At 62.5% G+C, this 17,723-nt stretch carries 16 protein-coding genes; 6 read left to right on the top strand and 10 right to left on the bottom strand.

What is annotated here, in order from left to right:
- The first annotated feature begins 88 nt into the window (after nucleotides 1–88).
- Nucleotides 89–772: a hemolysin III family protein gene (locus WNZ15_RS19410; protein ID WP_342894664.1), complete on the top strand. Its 684-nt coding sequence runs from the start codon at nucleotides 89–91 to the stop codon at nucleotides 770–772.
- Between the two features lie 288 nt (nucleotides 773–1,060).
- Here WNZ15_RS19410 and WNZ15_RS19405 read toward each other — a convergent pair whose 3' ends face one another.
- On the bottom strand, nucleotides 1,061–1,798 hold the full coding sequence (locus WNZ15_RS19405; protein ID WP_342894663.1) for a L,D-transpeptidase: 738 nt from the start codon (nucleotides 1,796–1,798) through the stop codon (nucleotides 1,061–1,063).
- A gap of 136 nt (nucleotides 1,799–1,934) precedes the next feature.
- On the opposite strand from WNZ15_RS19405, the gene WNZ15_RS19400 reads away from it, so the two are divergent.
- Complete coding sequence (locus tag WNZ15_RS19400) at nucleotides 1,935–3,002, top strand: dipeptidase (protein WP_342894662.1); 1,068 nt, start codon at nucleotides 1,935–1,937, stop codon at nucleotides 3,000–3,002.
- 375 nt (nucleotides 3,003–3,377) lie between these two features.
- Entirely contained in the window at nucleotides 3,378–4,145 is a 768-nt protein-coding gene (locus tag WNZ15_RS19395) for a GntR family transcriptional regulator (protein WP_342894661.1), read from the top strand.
- Between the two features lie 112 nt (nucleotides 4,146–4,257).
- On the opposite strand, the gene WNZ15_RS19390 is transcribed toward WNZ15_RS19395, so the two are convergent.
- From WNZ15_RS19390 to WNZ15_RS19370, 5 genes are all read right to left on the bottom strand, one after another.
- Complete coding sequence (locus WNZ15_RS19390) at nucleotides 4,258–5,883, bottom strand: ABC transporter ATP-binding protein (protein WP_342894660.1); 1,626 nt, start codon at nucleotides 5,881–5,883, stop codon at nucleotides 4,258–4,260.
- 10 nt (nucleotides 5,884–5,893) lie between these two features.
- Complete coding sequence (locus tag WNZ15_RS19385) at nucleotides 5,894–7,012, bottom strand: ABC transporter permease subunit (RefSeq protein ID WP_342894699.1); 1,119 nt, start codon at nucleotides 7,010–7,012, stop codon at nucleotides 5,894–5,896.
- Between the two features lie 20 nt (nucleotides 7,013–7,032).
- The gene (oppB, locus tag WNZ15_RS19380; RefSeq protein ID WP_342894659.1) at nucleotides 7,033–7,956 is read right to left on the bottom strand and encodes an oligopeptide ABC transporter permease OppB; all 924 of its coding nucleotides are present in this window, start codon (nucleotides 7,954–7,956) and stop codon (nucleotides 7,033–7,035) included.
- Between the two features lie 90 nt (nucleotides 7,957–8,046).
- Nucleotides 8,047–9,633, bottom strand: coding sequence for a peptide ABC transporter substrate-binding protein (locus WNZ15_RS19375; RefSeq protein ID WP_342894658.1), 1,587 nt, complete (start codon nucleotides 9,631–9,633; stop codon nucleotides 8,047–8,049).
- A 221-nt stretch (nucleotides 9,634–9,854) separates the two neighbouring features.
- On the bottom strand, nucleotides 9,855–10,352 hold the full coding sequence (locus WNZ15_RS19370; RefSeq protein ID WP_342894657.1) for a BA14K family protein: 498 nt from the start codon (nucleotides 10,350–10,352) through the stop codon (nucleotides 9,855–9,857).
- 205 nt (nucleotides 10,353–10,557) lie between these two features.
- Here WNZ15_RS19370 and WNZ15_RS19365 point away from each other — a divergent pair, with 205 nt between their 5' ends.
- Together WNZ15_RS19365 and WNZ15_RS19360 are read left to right on the top strand one after the other, a co-directional pair.
- Complete coding sequence (locus tag WNZ15_RS19365; protein ID WP_342894656.1) at nucleotides 10,558–12,369, top strand: ATP-binding cassette domain-containing protein; 1,812 nt, start codon at nucleotides 10,558–10,560, stop codon at nucleotides 12,367–12,369.
- 625 nt (nucleotides 12,370–12,994) lie between these two features.
- The gene (locus WNZ15_RS19360) at nucleotides 12,995–13,657 is read left to right on the top strand and encodes an FAD-binding oxidoreductase (RefSeq protein ID WP_342894655.1); all 663 of its coding nucleotides are present in this window, start codon (nucleotides 12,995–12,997) and stop codon (nucleotides 13,655–13,657) included.
- Nucleotides 13,658–13,759: 102 nt separating this feature from the next.
- On the opposite strand, the gene WNZ15_RS19355 is transcribed toward WNZ15_RS19360, so the two are convergent.
- From WNZ15_RS19355 to WNZ15_RS19340, 4 genes are all read right to left on the bottom strand, one after another.
- Entirely contained in the window at nucleotides 13,760–14,338 is a 579-nt protein-coding gene (locus tag WNZ15_RS19355; protein ID WP_342894654.1) for a GNAT family N-acetyltransferase, read from the bottom strand.
- Complete coding sequence (locus WNZ15_RS19350; protein ID WP_342894653.1) at nucleotides 14,335–14,892, bottom strand: XRE family transcriptional regulator; 558 nt, start codon at nucleotides 14,890–14,892, stop codon at nucleotides 14,335–14,337. Before WNZ15_RS19350 ends, WNZ15_RS19355 begins: the two co-directional genes overlap by 4 nt.
- Before the next feature lie 323 nt (nucleotides 14,893–15,215).
- Nucleotides 15,216–16,478, bottom strand: a complete 1,263-nt coding sequence (gene fabF / locus WNZ15_RS19345; RefSeq protein WP_342894652.1) for a beta-ketoacyl-ACP synthase II — start codon at nucleotides 16,476–16,478, stop codon at nucleotides 15,216–15,218.
- A gap of 103 nt (nucleotides 16,479–16,581) precedes the next feature.
- Nucleotides 16,582–17,001: a MarR family winged helix-turn-helix transcriptional regulator gene (locus tag WNZ15_RS19340; RefSeq protein WP_342894651.1), complete on the bottom strand. Its 420-nt coding sequence runs from the start codon at nucleotides 16,999–17,001 to the stop codon at nucleotides 16,582–16,584.
- Between the two features lie 148 nt (nucleotides 17,002–17,149).
- On the opposite strand from WNZ15_RS19340, the gene WNZ15_RS19335 reads away from it, so the two are divergent.
- Nucleotides 17,150–17,713, top strand: coding sequence for an HdeD family acid-resistance protein (locus WNZ15_RS19335; protein WP_342894650.1), 564 nt, complete (start codon nucleotides 17,150–17,152; stop codon nucleotides 17,711–17,713).
- The last annotated feature ends 10 nt before the right edge of the window (nucleotides 17,714–17,723 follow it).

Genomic DNA, 17,723 nt, shown 5'->3' with positions numbered 1-17,723 from the left:
TGATAGGCTTCCTGTAGGCCCGAGGCAGGGGCGGCCCTGCCGGAAGGCCCTCAAGTCAACCTTCAATGTGAGACCACCAGAGCACACCATGCGCAGCAAACCCGAAACGACACTGCAGACACCGGCGCCCCGGCCGCTGACACTCGCGGAGTTCATTGCCGATGGCGCCATTCACGTGATCGGGATCGGCCTCGGACTGACCGCATCGATCATTCTCGCGGCCACACTCTGGAACAGCGGCGATGCCCCGCGCCAGGTCACGGTGATGATCTACGCGGCCTGCCTGATGACCATGCTGGTGTGCTCCGCGCTCTACAACATGTTCGCGCGCGACCACAAGACCGGCATTTTCCGGCGTCTCGATCACGCGGCCATCTTCCTGATGATCGCTGGAACCTACACGCCGCTGGCCGCCATGATCATCGGCGGCTGGACCGGAGGCATCCTGCTTGCGGTCGTCTGGACGGGCGCCGTGACCGGGGCCATCATCAAGCTGCTGCACCTGACCGGACTCGACAAGCTGTCCGTGCCGATCTACCTCGCCCTCGGCTGGGTCGTCGTGTTCGCGATCAATCCGCTGATCGAGAAGGCCTCGGCCTTCGGTTTCCAGATGATCCTTGCGGGCGGCCTGCTCTACACAGTCGGCACCGCATTCTACGCCTGGAAACGCCTGCCGTTCCAGAACGCGATCTGGCATGCTTTCGTGCTGGCCGCGGCCGTGTGCCATTTCACCGCCGTGTTTCACGACGTGGCCCTGGCACGGGCGGTCTGAACCGCCTCAGACTGCTGACAAACTCACGTAAGTCATTCCGGCCGGTCTGCAGCGCAGCTGCATGGCCAGAGCAGGAGCCCAGAGATTACTGCGCGCTGCAGGCGCGCCTTTGATAATGATTTCAGATGTTTGAATTGCTCCGGTGCTCGCCTTCGCTCGCGCTGATGCGCCAGGTTCCGGATCAGCGCGCAGCTTCGCCGCACTTGTCCGGAATGACCAATTGGGAACCTGTCAACAAGCTGAGGTGGCTCACCGTCAGTGAGCCGCCTTTTCAAATGCTTGGGTCCCTCAGGCTTCGGCGTCCGGATCCTTGGTCAGAACAACAACCTTGGTTCTGAGCGGCACCCGGTTGAACAGGTCGATCACGTCCTGCTGCCACATGCGAATGCAGCCGGAGGAAACGCTCTTGCCGATCGAGTTCGGCTGGTTGGTGCCGTGGATGCGGTAGAGCGTATCGGTGGCGCCTTGCCACAGGTCCATCGCGCGCGCGCCGAGCGGATTTCTGAGGCCTGCCGGGTAGCCTTTTACCCAGTAGCGCTCCAGCGACGGCTTGCGGGCAATCATTTCGCGGGGAGGCCTCCAGATCGGATGCGGACGCTTGACGCGGATCAGCGCCTCGCCGGACCAGGCAAAGCCGGCCCTGCCGACACCGATGCCGTAGCGCAGCGCCTTCTTGTTGCCCAGGGTCCAATAAAGGAAATTATTGTAGGGATCGACGACGATCGTCCCGGGCCGCTCGCGGGTCTTGTACTCCACAACCTGCCGCAGATACTGCTGGTCGAATTTCTTGTAATTGATTGCCGGCCATGTGAAGTCACCGTCCGGCCGTGCGGCGTAGGCAGCCGCATAGTCGAATTCCTCGCCCGGCAGCTCATCCTGGTCGGGCAGCCCCACCAGAGCGGCCGACTGGCAGCCCGCGAGCGCCGCAGCGCTCAGCACCAGACTGCCGGTCAGAAATCCGCGGCGATCCAGGACGCCGCGCTCCTGCAAAGTCTCGTTCCCGGTCAACAAATTGAAAGGCTTCATGGGACCTCCGAAATATGCCGGGTTCTTCTTGGGCCAGCTTTTCGGCAGTTGCAAGTCACATTCGCCAAGGTAGCTTACATTCGTCGAATGAATGCCTAGATTACGCAATGCCACTACCCAAAACGAAGGTCCCTCCGTGCCGAACACCGCTGCCAAATCACCCTTTCCCGTTTTTGACGGTCACAACGACACGCTTCTGAAGCTCGAGATCGAAGCCATAAAAGGCCAGGAGCGCAGTTTTTTCGAGCGCTCGGACAAGGGTCATGTCGACCGGGTGCGCGCGGAGGAAGCCGGGTTCGCCGGCGGTCTCTTCGCCATGTTCGTGCCGTCCAACCCGGAGCAGGATTTCGCCAAATCGTTCGATCCGAAGGATCCGGTCAACTTTCGGGCGGTCCCGCAGAAACAGGCCCTGGACTTCACCAACAGGCTGATCGATCGCGCCGAGCAGATCGCGGCGGACTCCGGAGGGTCGGTGGTCCTCTGCCGGACGGCGGAGGAGAACAGGGCTGCGATCGAAGCTGACAGGCTGGCGATCAGCCTTCATATCGAAGGCGCGGAAGCCATCGACACCAATTTCTATGCGCTGGAGGATCTCCACCGCCGGGGCCTGCGCTCCCTGGGGCCGGTCTGGAGCCGCGAAAACGTTTTCGGATACGGGGTTCCCATGGCCTGCCCTTCCACGCCCGACATCGGTCCGGGCCTGTCTGACGCCGGCCGGGACCTCGTGCGCGCGTGCAACCGGCTCGGGATACTGCTCGACGTCTCTCACCTGAACGAAAAGGGCTTCTGGGACCTGGCGCGAATCACCGACCGGCCCATCGTGGCCAGCCACTCCAATGTCCATGCCATTTGTGCCAGCAGCCGCAATCTCACCGACAGGCAACTGGACGCCATCAAGGAGAGCGATGGCCTGGTCGGCATCAATTTTCACGTTGCCTTTCTGCGGCCGGATGGCAGGTTCAGCCGAGACACGTCCCTCGACGTGATGGCGGATCATGCGGCCTATCTGGTCGACCGGCTCGGCGAAGACAATGTCGCGCTCGGGTCCGATTTCGACGGCTGCATGGTTCCACGGGATCTTGGTGACGTCACCGGGCTCGGCCGGCTGATGGAGACCTTCGAGGCGCGCGGGTTCACGGCCGGTCTCCTGGAAAAGATTGCCTGGCGGAACTGGATCGCGGCCTTGGACAAGGCAACGTCCTGAGCGAACTTTGTCATCCGGGCCGGCCAATGCGGCAGGTCTCGCAATTTTGTTACCAAAGCCAACAACTATGCGATTGCATTTGCTTCGCGAGACCGAAACAATGTATTTATTGTTATTATTCGCAGTCGTCTGAATTCGCAGACCGGCACCGACTTCTGAACTGTGCAAGCAGAACCCGGCCTTGAGCAGGGAAAAGATACAGGCAGACGACAGGACCGGCAGAGGACTACGAAGGATTGGCACGCCCCATCGGCTGGTCTTTCGCGCGCGGGAGATCAGGTGCATAGGATCCCGGATGAAAGCCCGTGAGCGACACGGGCCGCGATCCCGAAACGCGTTGCCATTCCAGGTCGAGGCCAGTGGGGGGGCAACAACGTGAGCATATCACTCGTCGCGGACAGGGGTTCGCATCCGGAAGGCATCAAAAGCGGCAAGCGCGCCCGAAAATCGGATGCGGTCTACCAGGATCTCAAACGGCAGATCCTGACTGGCGAAATGACTTCCGAAAGCCCGATCACGGAACAGGCGCTCGCGCAGGAATACGGCTGCTCGCAAAGCACGATCCGCGAAGCCCTGATGCTGCTTCAGGAATACGGCCTGGTCGTACGGCGGGGTTACCAGGGCACCTTCGTCACGGATCCGAGCTGGACCGAAGCCCGGCTGATGCTGAAATTGCGCGTGAGCATTGAATCCACCGGCGTTGCCGAAGCCGTGAAATTCATAACCGACAACGAACTTGAGCAGCTCCACGAGCTCGACAACCAGTTCGAGTTCTGCCGCAAGCAAAGAGATGTCTTCGGCTGCGCGTCGGTGGACATAAAATTTCACTTGAGGCTTTTCGAGATCGCACGCATGCCGGTTCTGGAGCCGATGCTGGTCAGAACCTTCATGATCCTGCAGCGGATACTGCTGTCGACACCCCGGCCGGACGCCTCCTGGGCGCGTCCCAGCGTGACACCCCACCTGATCATGCTCGACGCTCTGGCCGAGCGCGATACGGAAGCGGCCCTCGCCGCTCTGCGGTCGCATATCCTGTCCAGCGCCATTCTGCTGGCACCGCAATATTACGGGACCGATATGCAGCGGCTGCTCGACCAGGTCGAAACAAACTTCGTCGCCCCGGCGGACCTGGCCGGACACTGACCGGGGCCAGCTCCGGGCTGTTCAGATCCTTTGCAGGAGCCAGGTTCATCTGGGCGCAGGCGGGCCGGTTCCCGCATGATCCTTGTGGCCGTCCGAAGACCCGTTTCCCGGATCAGGCGTTTTGCGTCATCTGCTGCCGTGTCAGCATTGCCGCGTCGATCAATTCCCTGGTGTAATCGTGTTTCGGCGCCTCGAAAATCACGTCCGCTGTTCCGGCCTCGACCACCTTGCCGCGCTGCATCACCATCACCGTGTCGGAGAGGGCCCGGACCACCGCAAGGTCGTGGCTGATGAACAGATAGGTCAGGTCATGCGCCTTTTGCAGGTCACGCAACAGCTCGACCACCTGCTTCTGGATGGTGCGGTCGAGCGCGGAAGTCGGCTCGTCCAGAACGACCAGCTCCGGTTTCAGCACCATTGTGCGGGCGATGGCGATCCGCTGACGCTGACCACCCGAGAACTCGTGCGGATAGCGGTTGCGCATGGCCGGATCCAGGGAAACCTCTTCCAGCGCCTGACAGGCGCGCGCGTCCCGGTCCCTTGCCGACAGCGACGGTTCGTGGACCAGGAGACCTTCCGAAATGATCTGGCCGACGGTCATGCGCGGGCTGAGCGAGCCAAACGGGTCCTGGAAGATCAACTGCATGTCCTTGCGCAGCGCCCGCATGGCCGTCCTGTCCATGCCGGAGATCTGCCTGCCATGAAACACCACGCGCCCGCCGGCCGGCAGCAGGTTCAGGACCGCCCGGCCCAGGGTTGACTTGCCCGAGCCGCTCTCGCCGACGATGCCGAGGGTCTGGCCCTTGCGCAGCGAGAAACTGATGTCGTCGACAGCGCGCAGAACATGCTTCGACGTGAAGAAGCCGGAATCGAGTTCGAATTCGACCGAAACCTTCTGCGCTTCCAGAACGACCGGCGCGCTGTCGGCAACCGGCAGCTTGTGGCCGGTCGGTTCGGCATCCAGCAACATTTTCGTATAGGGATGCTCCGGCTGGTTGAAAATCTGGCCGGTCTCGCCGCTTTCCACCACTTCCCCGCTTTTCATGACATAGACCCGGTCGGCGATGCGGCGGACGATGCCGAGATCATGGGTGATGAAGATCACCGCCATGCCGAGACGTGTCTGCAACTCGGCGAGCAGATCGAGGATCTGGGCCTGCGTGGTGACGTCCAGCGCGGTGGTCGGTTCGTCGGCGATCAGGACATCGGGATCGTTGGACAAGGCCATCGCGATCATCACGCGCTGGCGCTGGCCGCCGGAGAGCTCGTATGGATAGGCCTTGATCTTGCGCTCCGGCTCGGGAATGTTCACGAGCCGGAGCAGATCGAGCGCTTTTGCCCTGGCGGCCTTCCAGGACAGGCCGCCGTGAACGACCATCGGTTCGGCCAATTGCCGGCCGATGGTGTAGAGCGGATCGAGCGAGGTCATCGGCTCCTGGAAGATCATCGTGATCCGGGCGCCGCGGACCCCGTTCAGCTGGCCGGCAGCCAGCCCGAGGATGTTGCGGCCCTCATAGACGACCTGCCCTTGGGTGCGCCCGTTGGACGCCAGCAGGCCCATGGCCGCCATCATGGTCTGGCTCTTTCCGGAGCCGCTCTCGCCGACCACCGCAACGGTCTCGCCGGCCTGGACATGGATGTCGACGCCGCGAACGGCGTTGACCGTGCCGGTGGCCGTTTCGAAGTCGACGATCAGATCCTCGATGGAGAGGACCGTCGTTTGGGAATCCCGGGTCATTGTCATCTCCCTATCGGTCCTTCGGATCCAGAGCATCGCGCAGCCCGTCGCCGACGAAATTCAGCGCAAACAGCGTGGATGTCAGGAAAATCGACGGGAAGATCAGCATCCAGGCCGCCCCTTGCAGATTGCGCGCGCCTTCCGAGATCAGCACGCCCCAGCTCGTCATCGGCTCCTGGATGCCAAGGCCCAGGAACGACAGGAAGCTTTCCAGCAGAATGACCTTGGGCACCAGCAGTGTCATGTAGACAACCACCGGCCCGAGCGTGTTGGGAATGATGTGGCGGCGCACGATGCCGCCGTCGCCAACGCCCATGGCTTCCGCAGCCTGAACATATTCCTGGTGCTTGATGGTCAGGGTCTGGCCGCGCACGATGCGGGCCATGTCCAGCCATTCGACCGCGCCGACGGCGATGAACATCAGGATGAAGTTCCTGCCGAAGAACACCACCAGCATGATCACGAAGAAGATGAAGGGCAGCGAATAGAGCACGTCGACCACACGCATCATCATCTGGTCGACCCGCCCGCCGAGATAGCCGGAGGTGGCGCCGTAGAGGACGCCGATGGAGATCGCCACGATGGTGGCCAGAAGACCGATCGTCAGGGACACGCGGCCGGCGATGAAGGTCCGGGTCATCATGTCCCGGCCGTTGGAGTCGGTGCCGAAGTAAAAATGCATCTTGTCGATTTCGGCCCGCATGATCGCCGACTTGCCGTCGGCTGACATATCGGTCAGTTCCGCGTTGGTGAACAGATCGCTGCGGTCGACATAGCGGGTGGTGCGCGGATCGATTTCCCGTCGGGAGCTGATCTGCGCAATGACGGTGTCGCCGTCCCGCTCATAGCTGTCCACATTCATGCGGGCGCGTTTCAGGACGGCCATGAAGCCGGGTTCGACCTGGTCGGCGCGCGGATAGGCTTCAAGACTGGCAGGCACCTTGACGTAGTCACGGTAGACGGTGTCGAAATCATGCGGCGACAGGCTGGGGCCCAGGATCGACAGCAGCGTGATCACCGCCAGAACGATCATGGAGGCAACCGCCGCGCGGTTGGCAAGCAGGCGGTCACGGGCATCGTCCCAGAGGGACCGGCCCTTCGCGGGTGTTTCGTTCGAGGAGAGTGTCATGGTCATGGGTCGGTTCCTCCTCAATCGTAGCGCACGCGCGGATCAAGCAACGCATAGAGCAGATCCACGATGAGATTGAACAGGATGACGAAACAGGCGACCACCACGACAGTCCCCATCACCAGCGTATAATCGCGGTTGAGCGCGCCCTGCACGAAGTAGCGGCCGATGCCCGGAATGCCGAAGATGGTCTCGATGACCACGGAGCCGGTCAACAGCGCGGCGGCCGCCGGTCCCAGATAGGAGACCACCGGCAGGATCGCGCCTCTGAGCGCATGAACGACGATGATCATGTATGAGGTCAGGCCGTAGGCCCGGGCCGTGCGGACATGATTTGACCGCAGAGCCTCGATCATCGAGCCGCGGGTCAGCCGCGCGACCACCGCAATCTGCGGCAAGGCCAGGGTCACCACCGGCAGGATGACGTTGACGAAGGCCCCTCCGTTCCAGCCGCCGACCGGCAGCCAGCCCAGCCAGACACCGAGGATCAGGGTGAGGATCGGTGCCACCACGAAATTCGGAACGGTCACACCCAGGGTCGCGGCCGCCATCACCGAATAATCCGCCGGACGGTTCTGGCGGAGCGCGGCGGCGATGCCGAGCACACCGCCGACGACCAGCGCGAGGCAAAGCGCGGTCAGACCAAGCTGGATGGAAATGGGCAGGGACTGCGCGAACAGTTCGTTGATCGTGAAATCGCGGTAGTAGAAACTCGGTCCGAAATCGAGCTGCGCGATGCTTTTCAGATAAAGCAGGTACTGGTTCCAGAGCGGCTCGTCGAGATGATAGATCTTGTTCAGGTTTTCCATGACCTTGGCTTCGAGAGGCCGCTCAAGGTCGAACGGGCCGCCGGGCGCGATCCGGATCAGGAAAAAGGAAATCGTGACAATCAGAAAGAGGGTCGGGATTGCACCAAGCAATCGACCGAGCACATAGCGATGCATAGGCTTTGCCCCTGTTGTTTTTCAGCGGTCTTCGATTGCCGCCTTGCCGGAACCGGCAGGATGCACCCTGCCGGTTCCGGAGTTTGAAGACTATTCGGAGATGCTGATCCAGCGGCTCGGATGGATGTTGAGGAGGTTGTCCTCAAAGCCGCCGACCTTGTCGGACACCAGGTTCATCGAACCGTAGTACATCAGCGGGATGAACGGCAGATCCCGCATGAACAGCTCTTCGGCCTGTTTCAGAACATCGGCACGCTCCTCCAGATCGATGGTGGCGGCAGCCTTGTCCATCAGGGCGTCGTAGTCCGGATTGTTGTAGCGAGCATAGTTGAAGCCGTCATTGTCGCTTTCGACCATGAACAGGAAGTTCTGCGGATCGGAATAGTCGCCGATCCAGCCGGCCCGGGCGACGTCGAAGTCCTGACGGTCCCGCAGCATGGCGTAGTGGGTCTTGGTGTCGGTGTTGATCATCGAAACTTCAACACCGAGCGGGGCCCACATGTCGGCGATCGCGACAGCCGTGTTCTTGTGATTTTCCGAGGTGTTGTAGTTGATGGTCAGCTTGAGCGGATTGTCCGGCCCGTAGCCCGCGCCTTCCAAAAGTTCGATCGCCTTGTCTTCACGGTCGATCTGGGACATGTCCTTGTAGTCGGCAAAAGCCGGATCGCCGTAGTTGCCGATGCCCGGCGGAACGAAGGAATAGCCGGCCACCATGGTGGAGCCCCAGATTTCGTCGGCCAGGAATTCCCGGTCGATGGACATGGAGAGAGCCTGGCGCACATCCGGGTTGGACAGGCCTTCGTCCTCATGGTTCAGGGCGTAATAGTAGGTGCCCAGATAAGGCGCCACGCGGAACTGGTCGCCCAGGTTCTCACGCATGAAGTCGACCTGCTCGGTCGGCGCATCGTTGTTGGTGTGCAGTTCACCGGCCTGGAACCGGCGCATGGCCGCACCGCGGTCTTCCGTCGGATGGTACAGGATGGTGTCGATCTTCACATTGTCCGCATCATGAAAATGCGGGTTCTTGACCGCCTTGATGTGGGCGTTCGGAATGAACTCCGTCAGGGTGAAAGCGCCGTTGGTGACGATGTTTTCCGGCTTTATGAAATCGGTGCCCTTGGCTTCGACAGTTGCCGGATGCACGGGCAGGCCGGTCTGATGTCCCAGAAGATCGATGAAAAAGGGCGTCGGCTGCTCCAGGGTGATCTCGAGCGTCCGGTCGTTGATCGCCTTGACGCCGAGGTCTTCCGGCTTCAATTCGCCCTTGTTGACCTTTTCCGCATTCTTGATCGGATACAGGACAGTCGCATATTTCGCGCCGGTCTCCGGTGTCATGATGCGGTGCAGGGAATATTCGAAGTCGCCGGCAACGACCGGGTCGCCGTTGGACCACCTGGCATCGTCGCGCAGCGTGAAGGTGTAGACGGTGCCGTCTTCGGAAATGGTCCAGTCGGCTGCGACGCCCGGAATGATCTTGCCCTCGGCGCTGTAGGAAACCAGGCCTTCGTACAGATCGCGCAGGATATGCGCCTCATAGATTGTGGAGGTCTTGTGCTGATCCAGGGTTTCCGGGTCGGCCGTGTTGCCACGATTATAGACCACCTCTGCAACGGCGGTCAGTGATGTGGCCGCCATCAAAGCAGCGGCCAGCGCTGTCACGCGCATGGACTTGATCATTTCGCTCTCCCCTCTCGGTTATTGTTGAAACATCAGGAACGATGACAGACACGATTCCACGCTCTATGCGCGCAATCAACCGTCTCCCGACGGCACGTTTCATCTTTGACCGCAAATAGGCGATATTTTTGCGAACTGGCAATTCCAACAGGAAAAATATTCCGGAGTTTCGGCCATCGGTTGCCTCGGATAATCACCTGATGCGAAATTTCATTTCAAATCTAGCGGCAGAAGCGAAATTTTCCACTATAGGCCAGATAGGTGCCCGTATCCGGGTTGAAGGATTTGAATTTGCGGGAGCAATAGGCGTACCACCGGGGCGTGAACGGTGCCAGGCCGGTCTTGGTATAGGGGACACGCTGGGGTTGTCCGAGAGGCGGGCGGCCGCGCGGCGGATTGACATAGACCCTGGAGCGGTAGGGATAGGCGCGCATGTCGTAGGGGTGATAATGGTAGGGTGCGCCATAGGGCCGGTACGGAGGTCCGGCAAATCCGGGTGCGCCGTAAAAGAAAGATCCCCGGTGCCCACGATAGCCGCGGGTGCCGAATGAAAAGCCGAAACCGCTGCCACCGACATAGATGCCTTGTGCGCGGGCGCTTCCCGGCACCACGGCAGCTGCAAGTGACGCCGCGGCCACCAGGACCGCCAGGGAAAGACAGATTTTACGGCCCCGGCGGACCAGCCCGCCGACATGGGGGCCAAGCTTCCAGTCAGACATGATGCGTTCTCCCGGCAGCCCGAAGGCTGCGCCCTTGTGATCGGCCCTGTCCACCCGCGGGCGACTATAGCCGATTTGCCGGCAAGAATCTCGCGGGCGGCGATCAAAAATGCCTGACCTTTTTCACCGGGCCGCTTGCGCGGCCCCTGTCCGGCCAGTAAACCGGGCGCCGATCGTCCTTCCGAAAAGAACCCTCAAGGCACCCATGGCCCCGCCCCTCCTGATCCTGCGAGACGTCCACCTGACCTTCGGCGGCACCCCGCTTCTGACGGGCGCGGACCTGTCCGTGTCGGAAGGCGACCGGCTGTGCCTGGTCGGCCGCAACGGCTCCGGCAAGTCGACGCTCTTGAAGATCGCCGCCGGCATGATCGAGATGGACAGCGGCGAGCGTTTCTTTCAGCCCGGCCGCACGGTCCGCTATCTGCCCCAGGATCCGGACCTGAGCGCCTATGCGACTACGCTCGACTATGTCAATGAAGGCCTGACGGAAGGCGACGATCCCTATCGCGGTGCCTATCTTCTGGACGTGCTCGGCCTGACCGGCGCGGAAGACCCCAATGCGCTGTCCGGCGGCGAGGCACGCCGTGCGGCGCTGGCCCGCACTCTTGCCCCCGAGCCTGACATCCTGCTGCTCGACGAGCCGACCAACCACCTCGACCTGCCGGCCATCGAATGGCTGGAAGAGGAGCTGAAAAGCCTGAAGTCGGCGCTGGTGCTGATCTCCCACGACCGGCGCTTTCTGGAAAACCTGTCCCGCGCGACGGTCTGGATCGACCGGGGCACCGCCCGCCGTCTCGACAAGGGCTTCGCCCATTTCGAGGCCTGGCGCGACGAGGTCTTCGAGCAGGAGGAAGTCGACCAGCAGAAGCTGGCGCAGAAGATCAAGCGCGAGGAGCACTGGATCACCTATGGCGTGACCGCGCGGCGCAAGCGCAACATGCGCCGGGTGCGCGAACTGGCGGACCTGAGAAAGCAGAAGCGCGAGCATCGCGGCCCGCAAGGCACCGCCAAGCTCGCTGCCGCCGAGGGCGAGGCCTCCGGCAAGCTGGTCATCGAGGCGAAGAACATCTCCAAGAACTACGGCGACCGGGTGATCGTCGAGGATTTCTCGACCCGCATCCAGCGCGGCGACCGGATCGGCTTCGTCGGTCCGAACGGCGCCGGCAAGACCACGCTTCTGAAAATGCTGACCGGTGAACTCGCCCCTGACTGCGGCACCACCCGGCTGGGCACCAACCTGGAGATGGTCACCCTCGACCAGAAGCGCGAGAACCTCGATCTCACCGACACTCTGGCCTCGGTGCTGACCGGCGGCGGCGGTGACACGGTGGTGATCGGCGACGAGGCCAAGCACGTCATGTCCTACATGAAGGACTTCCTGTTCTCGCCCGAACAGGCGCGCACCCCGGTCGGCGTCCTGTCCGGCGGCGAACGCGCCCGTGCCATGCTCGCCCGCGCGCTCGCCAACAGATCCAACCTGATGGTGCTCGACGAGCCGACCAACGATCTCGACCTGGAGACCCTCGACCTGCTGCAGGAACTCCTGGCCGACTATCCGGGCACCGCCCTGATCGTCTCCCACGATCGCGACTTCCTCGACCGTGTGGCAACCTCCGTCATCGTCTCGGAAGGAGACGGCCTGTGGCGCGAATATGCCGGCGGCTATTCCGACATGCTGGTGCAGCGCGGAGAAGGCGTGACCGCCCGCAAGGCGGACGGATCGGGCACTCCGGCAAAAAAGGAAAAAGCCGCCCCGACAAGCAATTCGAAGCAAAAGCCGGAGCAGAAATCAAAACTCTCCTTCACGCAGCGGCATCTGCTTAAGACATTGCCTGAACAGATCGAAAAAATTGAAGCACAGCTTGAAAAACTTCAGGCCGACATGAACGACCCGACCCTTTTTTCGAAGAACCCTGACAAATTTGCGAAGCTTTCCAGCCAAATCACTGATCTGGCAAGGGAAAAGGACGCTGCGGAAGAGCAGTGGCTGGAGCTGGAGATGCTCAACGAAGAGTGAGGCGCGTTTTGCCTTCGGCAAATGAAACGCCAACGATCTGGCGTTTCAAGCAACGAACGCCCGGAGCCTTAGCGGAGGGCCGGACGGACCGGGCCGGGTGGACTGGATGGCACGGGACACCTCAAGGCCGCTCACAATCTGAGTCAACGTTGCCGTCCACACCACCAGCAACGCTTCGTCCGACATGCCGATTTGTTCGATGCCCCTCCCCCAGTGCCTTCCCGGCCCCGAGCCGGGTTCCATTGGCGTCACCGCTTGCCGAAGACATCGGCTCTGGACACTTCCCGAACCGAACGCTCCGTGGACATCTTCATCGCTCTGGAAACGAGTAGGTCCCCGCGCGGAGGCGGGGACGGCGCTCGGGATGGGGTGATGATAGCGGGTCGCGGCGTTGATGGTGGGGCAAAGGTTCCAGGATTTGGCTCAAGGTCCCGAGGCGGCGAAGGACCGGCTCTGAAGCCGGGACGACACGGTGAGTGGGGCGGCGCTTTGGGCATACGGACGAATGCCGTCGGGCGCGGGCGGCTGCCTTGCGCTCCGGACGTTCTTCCCGCCTGCCGCATGCGTCCGCCGGAACCCCTCCTCTCCCCTCGCGTTGTCTTTCCAAGACACGAAGGAGACAGCCATGCACAAGACCACCATCCTGAAGATCGATCAGGTCACCCATGACGTGAAGCGGTTCCGGATCGCGGAGCCGGAGGCGTTCAACTATACGGTCGGCGATGCGACGGAGATCGCACTCGACCGGGACGGCTGGCGCGAGGAGACGCGGCCGTTCACGATGACCTCCCTGCCGGAGGAAAAGTCGCTTGAGTTCACCATCAAGGGCTATCCGGAGCATGACGGCGTCACCGAGAAGCTGCATCAGCTCAACGAAGGCGACAGTCTGCTGCTGGCCGAGCCGTTCAAGACCTTCCGCTACGAAGAGCCGGGCGTGTTCATCGCCGGCGGCGCGGGCATCACGCCGTTCATGGCGATTTTCCGCCATCTCGACAAAGAGGGCAAGCTGGCCGGAAACCTGCTGATCTTCGCCAACAAGACATCGGAGGACATCATCTACCGGGACGAACTGGACGCGATGGACGGCTTGAAAGTGGAGCATGTTCTGTCCAGGGAGGACACGGCCGGGACCCATCACGGCGAGATCGACGCGGATCTTCTGAAGGATCTTGTGCCCGACCTCGACAAGCGCTTTTACCTGTGCGGTCCGCCGCCGATGATGGAGGCGTTGGAAGAGGTGCTCAAGAGCCTCGACGTGGAGCCGGACTCGGTTGATTTCAGCGACTGATCGCCTGGAATTCGGTCCCGTTCGGGTCCCGCGCACGCGAGGCCCGTATGCCCTGAAGCCCGCCTTCTCCGGCCTGACCGGGAATGCGCGCCCCGCGTTGGCTCACCTGAGATCCTTGTAGAACACGGTCGTGGCGTCGAGATGGCCATGGCTGCCATAGGCGTAATCGGGAATGACGCCGACCTTGCGGTAGCCGCAGGTGGGGTAGAGCTGTTCGGCCCGGTCGCCGGTGACCGTGTCCAGCACCAGCAGCCAGCGGTTCAGGGACAGTGCCAGAGCATCGATGGCCGCCATCAGCCTGCGGGCATGGCCTTTCCTGCGGTGGCGGGGATGGACCATCAGCTTGGCGACGTCCGCCCGGTGGCGGCCGTTGTCCTGACCGGCGAGCATCAGCATGATCACACCGGCAATCTCATCGCCTTCCGTGAGTGCCAGCAGAAAGCCCTCGCCGCTTTCCAGCAGGGGCACGCGGCTTTGCCAGAAGGTCTCGGCCTTGTCCTCGGGCATCGGCAGGATGAAGCCGATGCCGGCCCCATCCTCCACGCAGGCCTTGAGAAGGCGGCCCAGTTCCGGAACCGCCGCGCGCAGATCATCGGCGGACAGCAGAAACACCGGCGGGTCGGGCCGGAAACCGGACGGGCCCGCGGGGGCCGCAGCGGAGGACGGGTTTGGTGGGGTCATGGCGTGATCACCGTCAGGATGTAACGCGCCGGTCCCGTGCCGCACGCGTGGTAGCTGTTGGGAGTGTTGAGGCGGAAACGGAGCGCATCTCCCGCGTTCAGGTCATGGGCATCCGGGCCGAGGATGACCCGCAACGCGCCCTCAAGGAGCACGAGATGATGTTCGAGGTCGGGAACGGGCGGCGCGGCGTAGGTGACCGTTGCGCCCGTCGGCAGGATGCCCTCGATGAGCGCGCCCCTGTAGCCGCTGGCGGCAGGCGTCAGCGCCCGCCGCTGAAATCCGGTCTCCGGATCGCTCCACACCGGTTGAGCGGCCCTGGGCATGTGGCGCTCGGCCGGCGCCGGTGCCGCGCCGAACAATTCGGCCATGGACAGGCTGAAGGCGCCCGCGAGCCTGCCGAGCACATGGGCCGTCGGGCTGGTGTCGCCGCGCTCGATGCGCGACAGCGTCGCCCGGCTGATGCCGGTTCTCTCGGCCAGTTCTTCCAGCCGCCAATCTCGCGACCGGCGCAGCCCGGACAAATGCCGGGCGAGATCCTGTTCAACAGCAGACATGATGATTCCCATATTTGAGAATTATCTCTAACATGAGAATTCCTGTCTTGCCAATCCGCCTTCCCCCCACCCCAATCCCATTCCCACGGGGGGCAGGGGTTGCGAGCGCTGAAACGCCGTTTTTGGATCTTACCGTCAACCTTGCGGACAGGGCCCAGACGATGCGGCGAAATGGGGCTGGTTCCCCTCCCCCTTGTGGGGAGGGGTCAGGGGTGGGGGTCTTCGGCCAAAGGAGCAGGATCGCGGCCTGTAAAAGAGGGAAGAATTTCGCCGGGGTCCGGGTTCACTGCATTTCTTGCTCGGCACACAGCCGGCGAGCGGCCTCACAGCTTCGAGAACACCGCACTGGCATTGACGCCGCCGAAGCCGAAACCATTGGTCAGGACATGGGAGACGTCGCGGGCCATTGCCTTGCCGGGGATCATCTCGAAGCGTGACATGGCCTCGTCGGGGGTGTCGAGATTGCGCGAAGGCGGCAGCAGGCCGCTCGTCAGCGCCTTGATGCAGGCAATCGCCTCCACCGCACCGGCCGCGCCGAGCAGATGGCCGAACATGGATTTGGACGAAGAAACCGCCAGATCCTTGCCGCGCCCCTCAAAGAGCGTGGTCAGCGCCGCGATTTCCGCGGCATCACCGACCGGTGTCGACGTGGAATGGGCGTTGACATAGCCGATGTCGCCGGGCGTCAGGCCGGACGAAGCCAGCGCCAGGCACATGGCGCGCAGGCCACCCTCGCCGTCCGGCGAGGACGCCGTGACATGGTAGGCATCGGCCGAGGTGCCGTAGCCGGAGACTTCGGCCAGGATGATGGCGCCGCGGGCCTTGGCGTGCTCGTATTCTTCCAGGATCAGCACGCCGGCGCCCTCGCCCATGATGAATCCGTCCCGGTCCTGATCGAACGGACGGGAGGCATGGGCCGGATCGTCATTGCGTCTGGACGACATCGCCTTGGCCGCGCAGAAGCCGGCATAGGAGATCTTGTCGATGCAGGCTTCCGCGCCTCCCGCCACCATGACATCGGCCTCGCCGCCCCGGATCAGCCGGGCCGCATCGCCGATGGCCTGCAGGCTGGCGGCACAGGCGGTCACCGGCGCGCCGAGCGGCCCCTTGAGACCATGGCGGATGGACACCTGACCGGCGGCCAGATTGGCGAGAAAGGACGGCACCAGGAACGGCGACGCCCTGCGCGGGCCTTTCTCGTCGACCAGACGCGTACCCGCGATCATCGCCGGAAAGCCGCCGACGCCGGTGCCGATGATCGTGCCCGTCCGTTCTTTCTCGAGGTCGGTCTTCGGTGCCCAGCCGGCATGGGCGAGCGCTTCGGTAGCCGCACCCATGGCGAATTGAATGAACCTGTCGGAGCGGCGTTGCTCACGCGGGTCCATTACCGCGTCGACATCGAAGCCGTGCGGGTCTTCCTCTTTGGACGGCACGACACCGGCAATCTGGCAGGCCAGGTCGGAGGCATCGAAACGGGTGATCCTGCGGATGCCGTTTTCTCCGGCCGCAACCCGTTTCCAGAATGCCTCGACCCCGGTTCCCAGGGGAGATACGATGCCCAGTCCTGTTACCACCACACGCCGCATGTCTTAACCTCTTGTTGTTGCCGGCCTGCACCATGTCCTGCGCAGGGAGGGGCTGTTAACGCTGTTTGCCAGAGCGTTGAAATTCTGATTCAACGCATCCCGATCATAGTTTCGAAAGCCTCTTCAAGACATTGATTGTCTTGGTAAATTCATCCGCGCCCAAATGACCCATGACGTCCCGCTGCGCCTGGCGCCACAGTGGGACGGCGTCCGCAAGGAGGCGCGCGCCCTCCCCGCTGAGCAGATAATGCTTGCCTCTGCCCTCGCTGGAGCGGGCGGAGATGACAAGTCCCTTGCGCTCCAGCAGCGCGAGGTTGCGGACCAAGGTCGTGCGCTCCATGGACAGCCGGTCCGCAAGCTCACCGGTTGTCGCCTGCCGTGGCTGGCGAACAGCCACAAGCACGGAGAACTGGCCGGCCGTCAGGCCTGCCTGCCTGGCAAGACGGTCATAGTGACGGCTCACCGCCCGGGCCGCCTTGCGGGCGTTGTCCAGCACGCAGAGCGAAAAATCGTCCTCTTCCATGGCCCCTGTTGTGTGCATATACACACAGGAAGTCAAGCCGTTCCGCAACCGGTTGTCCCCGGCAGAATTGCCATCGGTATATTGCGTTTGTTTGCGAAGGAGTTACGGTCGACATCAGTATCGGAAACCGGAATGTGGGGAGGTCACAATGACAGATACGGCTCAGGCTTTGGAAGACATGAAACAGAAGATCCAGGAGAACTGGGGCTGGTTCCTGGCGCTCGGCATCGCGCTTGTCCTGGGTGGCATTATCCTGATCGCCGCGCCTCTGGCAACATCCTTCGCGGTCACCATCCTGATCGCGGCCGTGCTGTTCGTCGGCGGCCTGGTGCAGATCTACAATTCCTTCAAGACCAAGGAAACCGCGAGCTTCCTGTGGAACCTGATCACCGGCATCATCGCCGTGATCGGCGGCATCGTCATCTATGTGAACCCGCTGGCCGGCACCTTCGCGCTGACCATCGTCATTGCCGCGATCTTCGCGGCCCAGGGCATCAGCCAGATCCTGCTCGCCTTCAAGCTGAAACCGCATGAAGGCTGGGTCTGGGTGCTGATCGCCGGCATCGTGTCGCTGGCCGCCGGTATCATGATCTGGCTGGAACTGCCGAGTTCCGCCGCCTGGGCGCTCGGCCTGATCGCCGGCATCTCGGTTCTTGTCAACGGCTGGAGCTATATCACCATCGCGCTCGCCGCCCGGGCCTCGAAAGGCTAGACCGCCTGTG

Origin of the sequence: Roseibium sp. AS2, assembly GCF_038900065.1 — a bacterium.
Classification (GTDB): Bacteria; Pseudomonadota; Alphaproteobacteria; order Rhizobiales; family Stappiaceae; genus Roseibium.
Note: the sequence above shows the minus strand (reverse complement) of the source record. Positions and strands in the feature narration are given on the sequence as shown.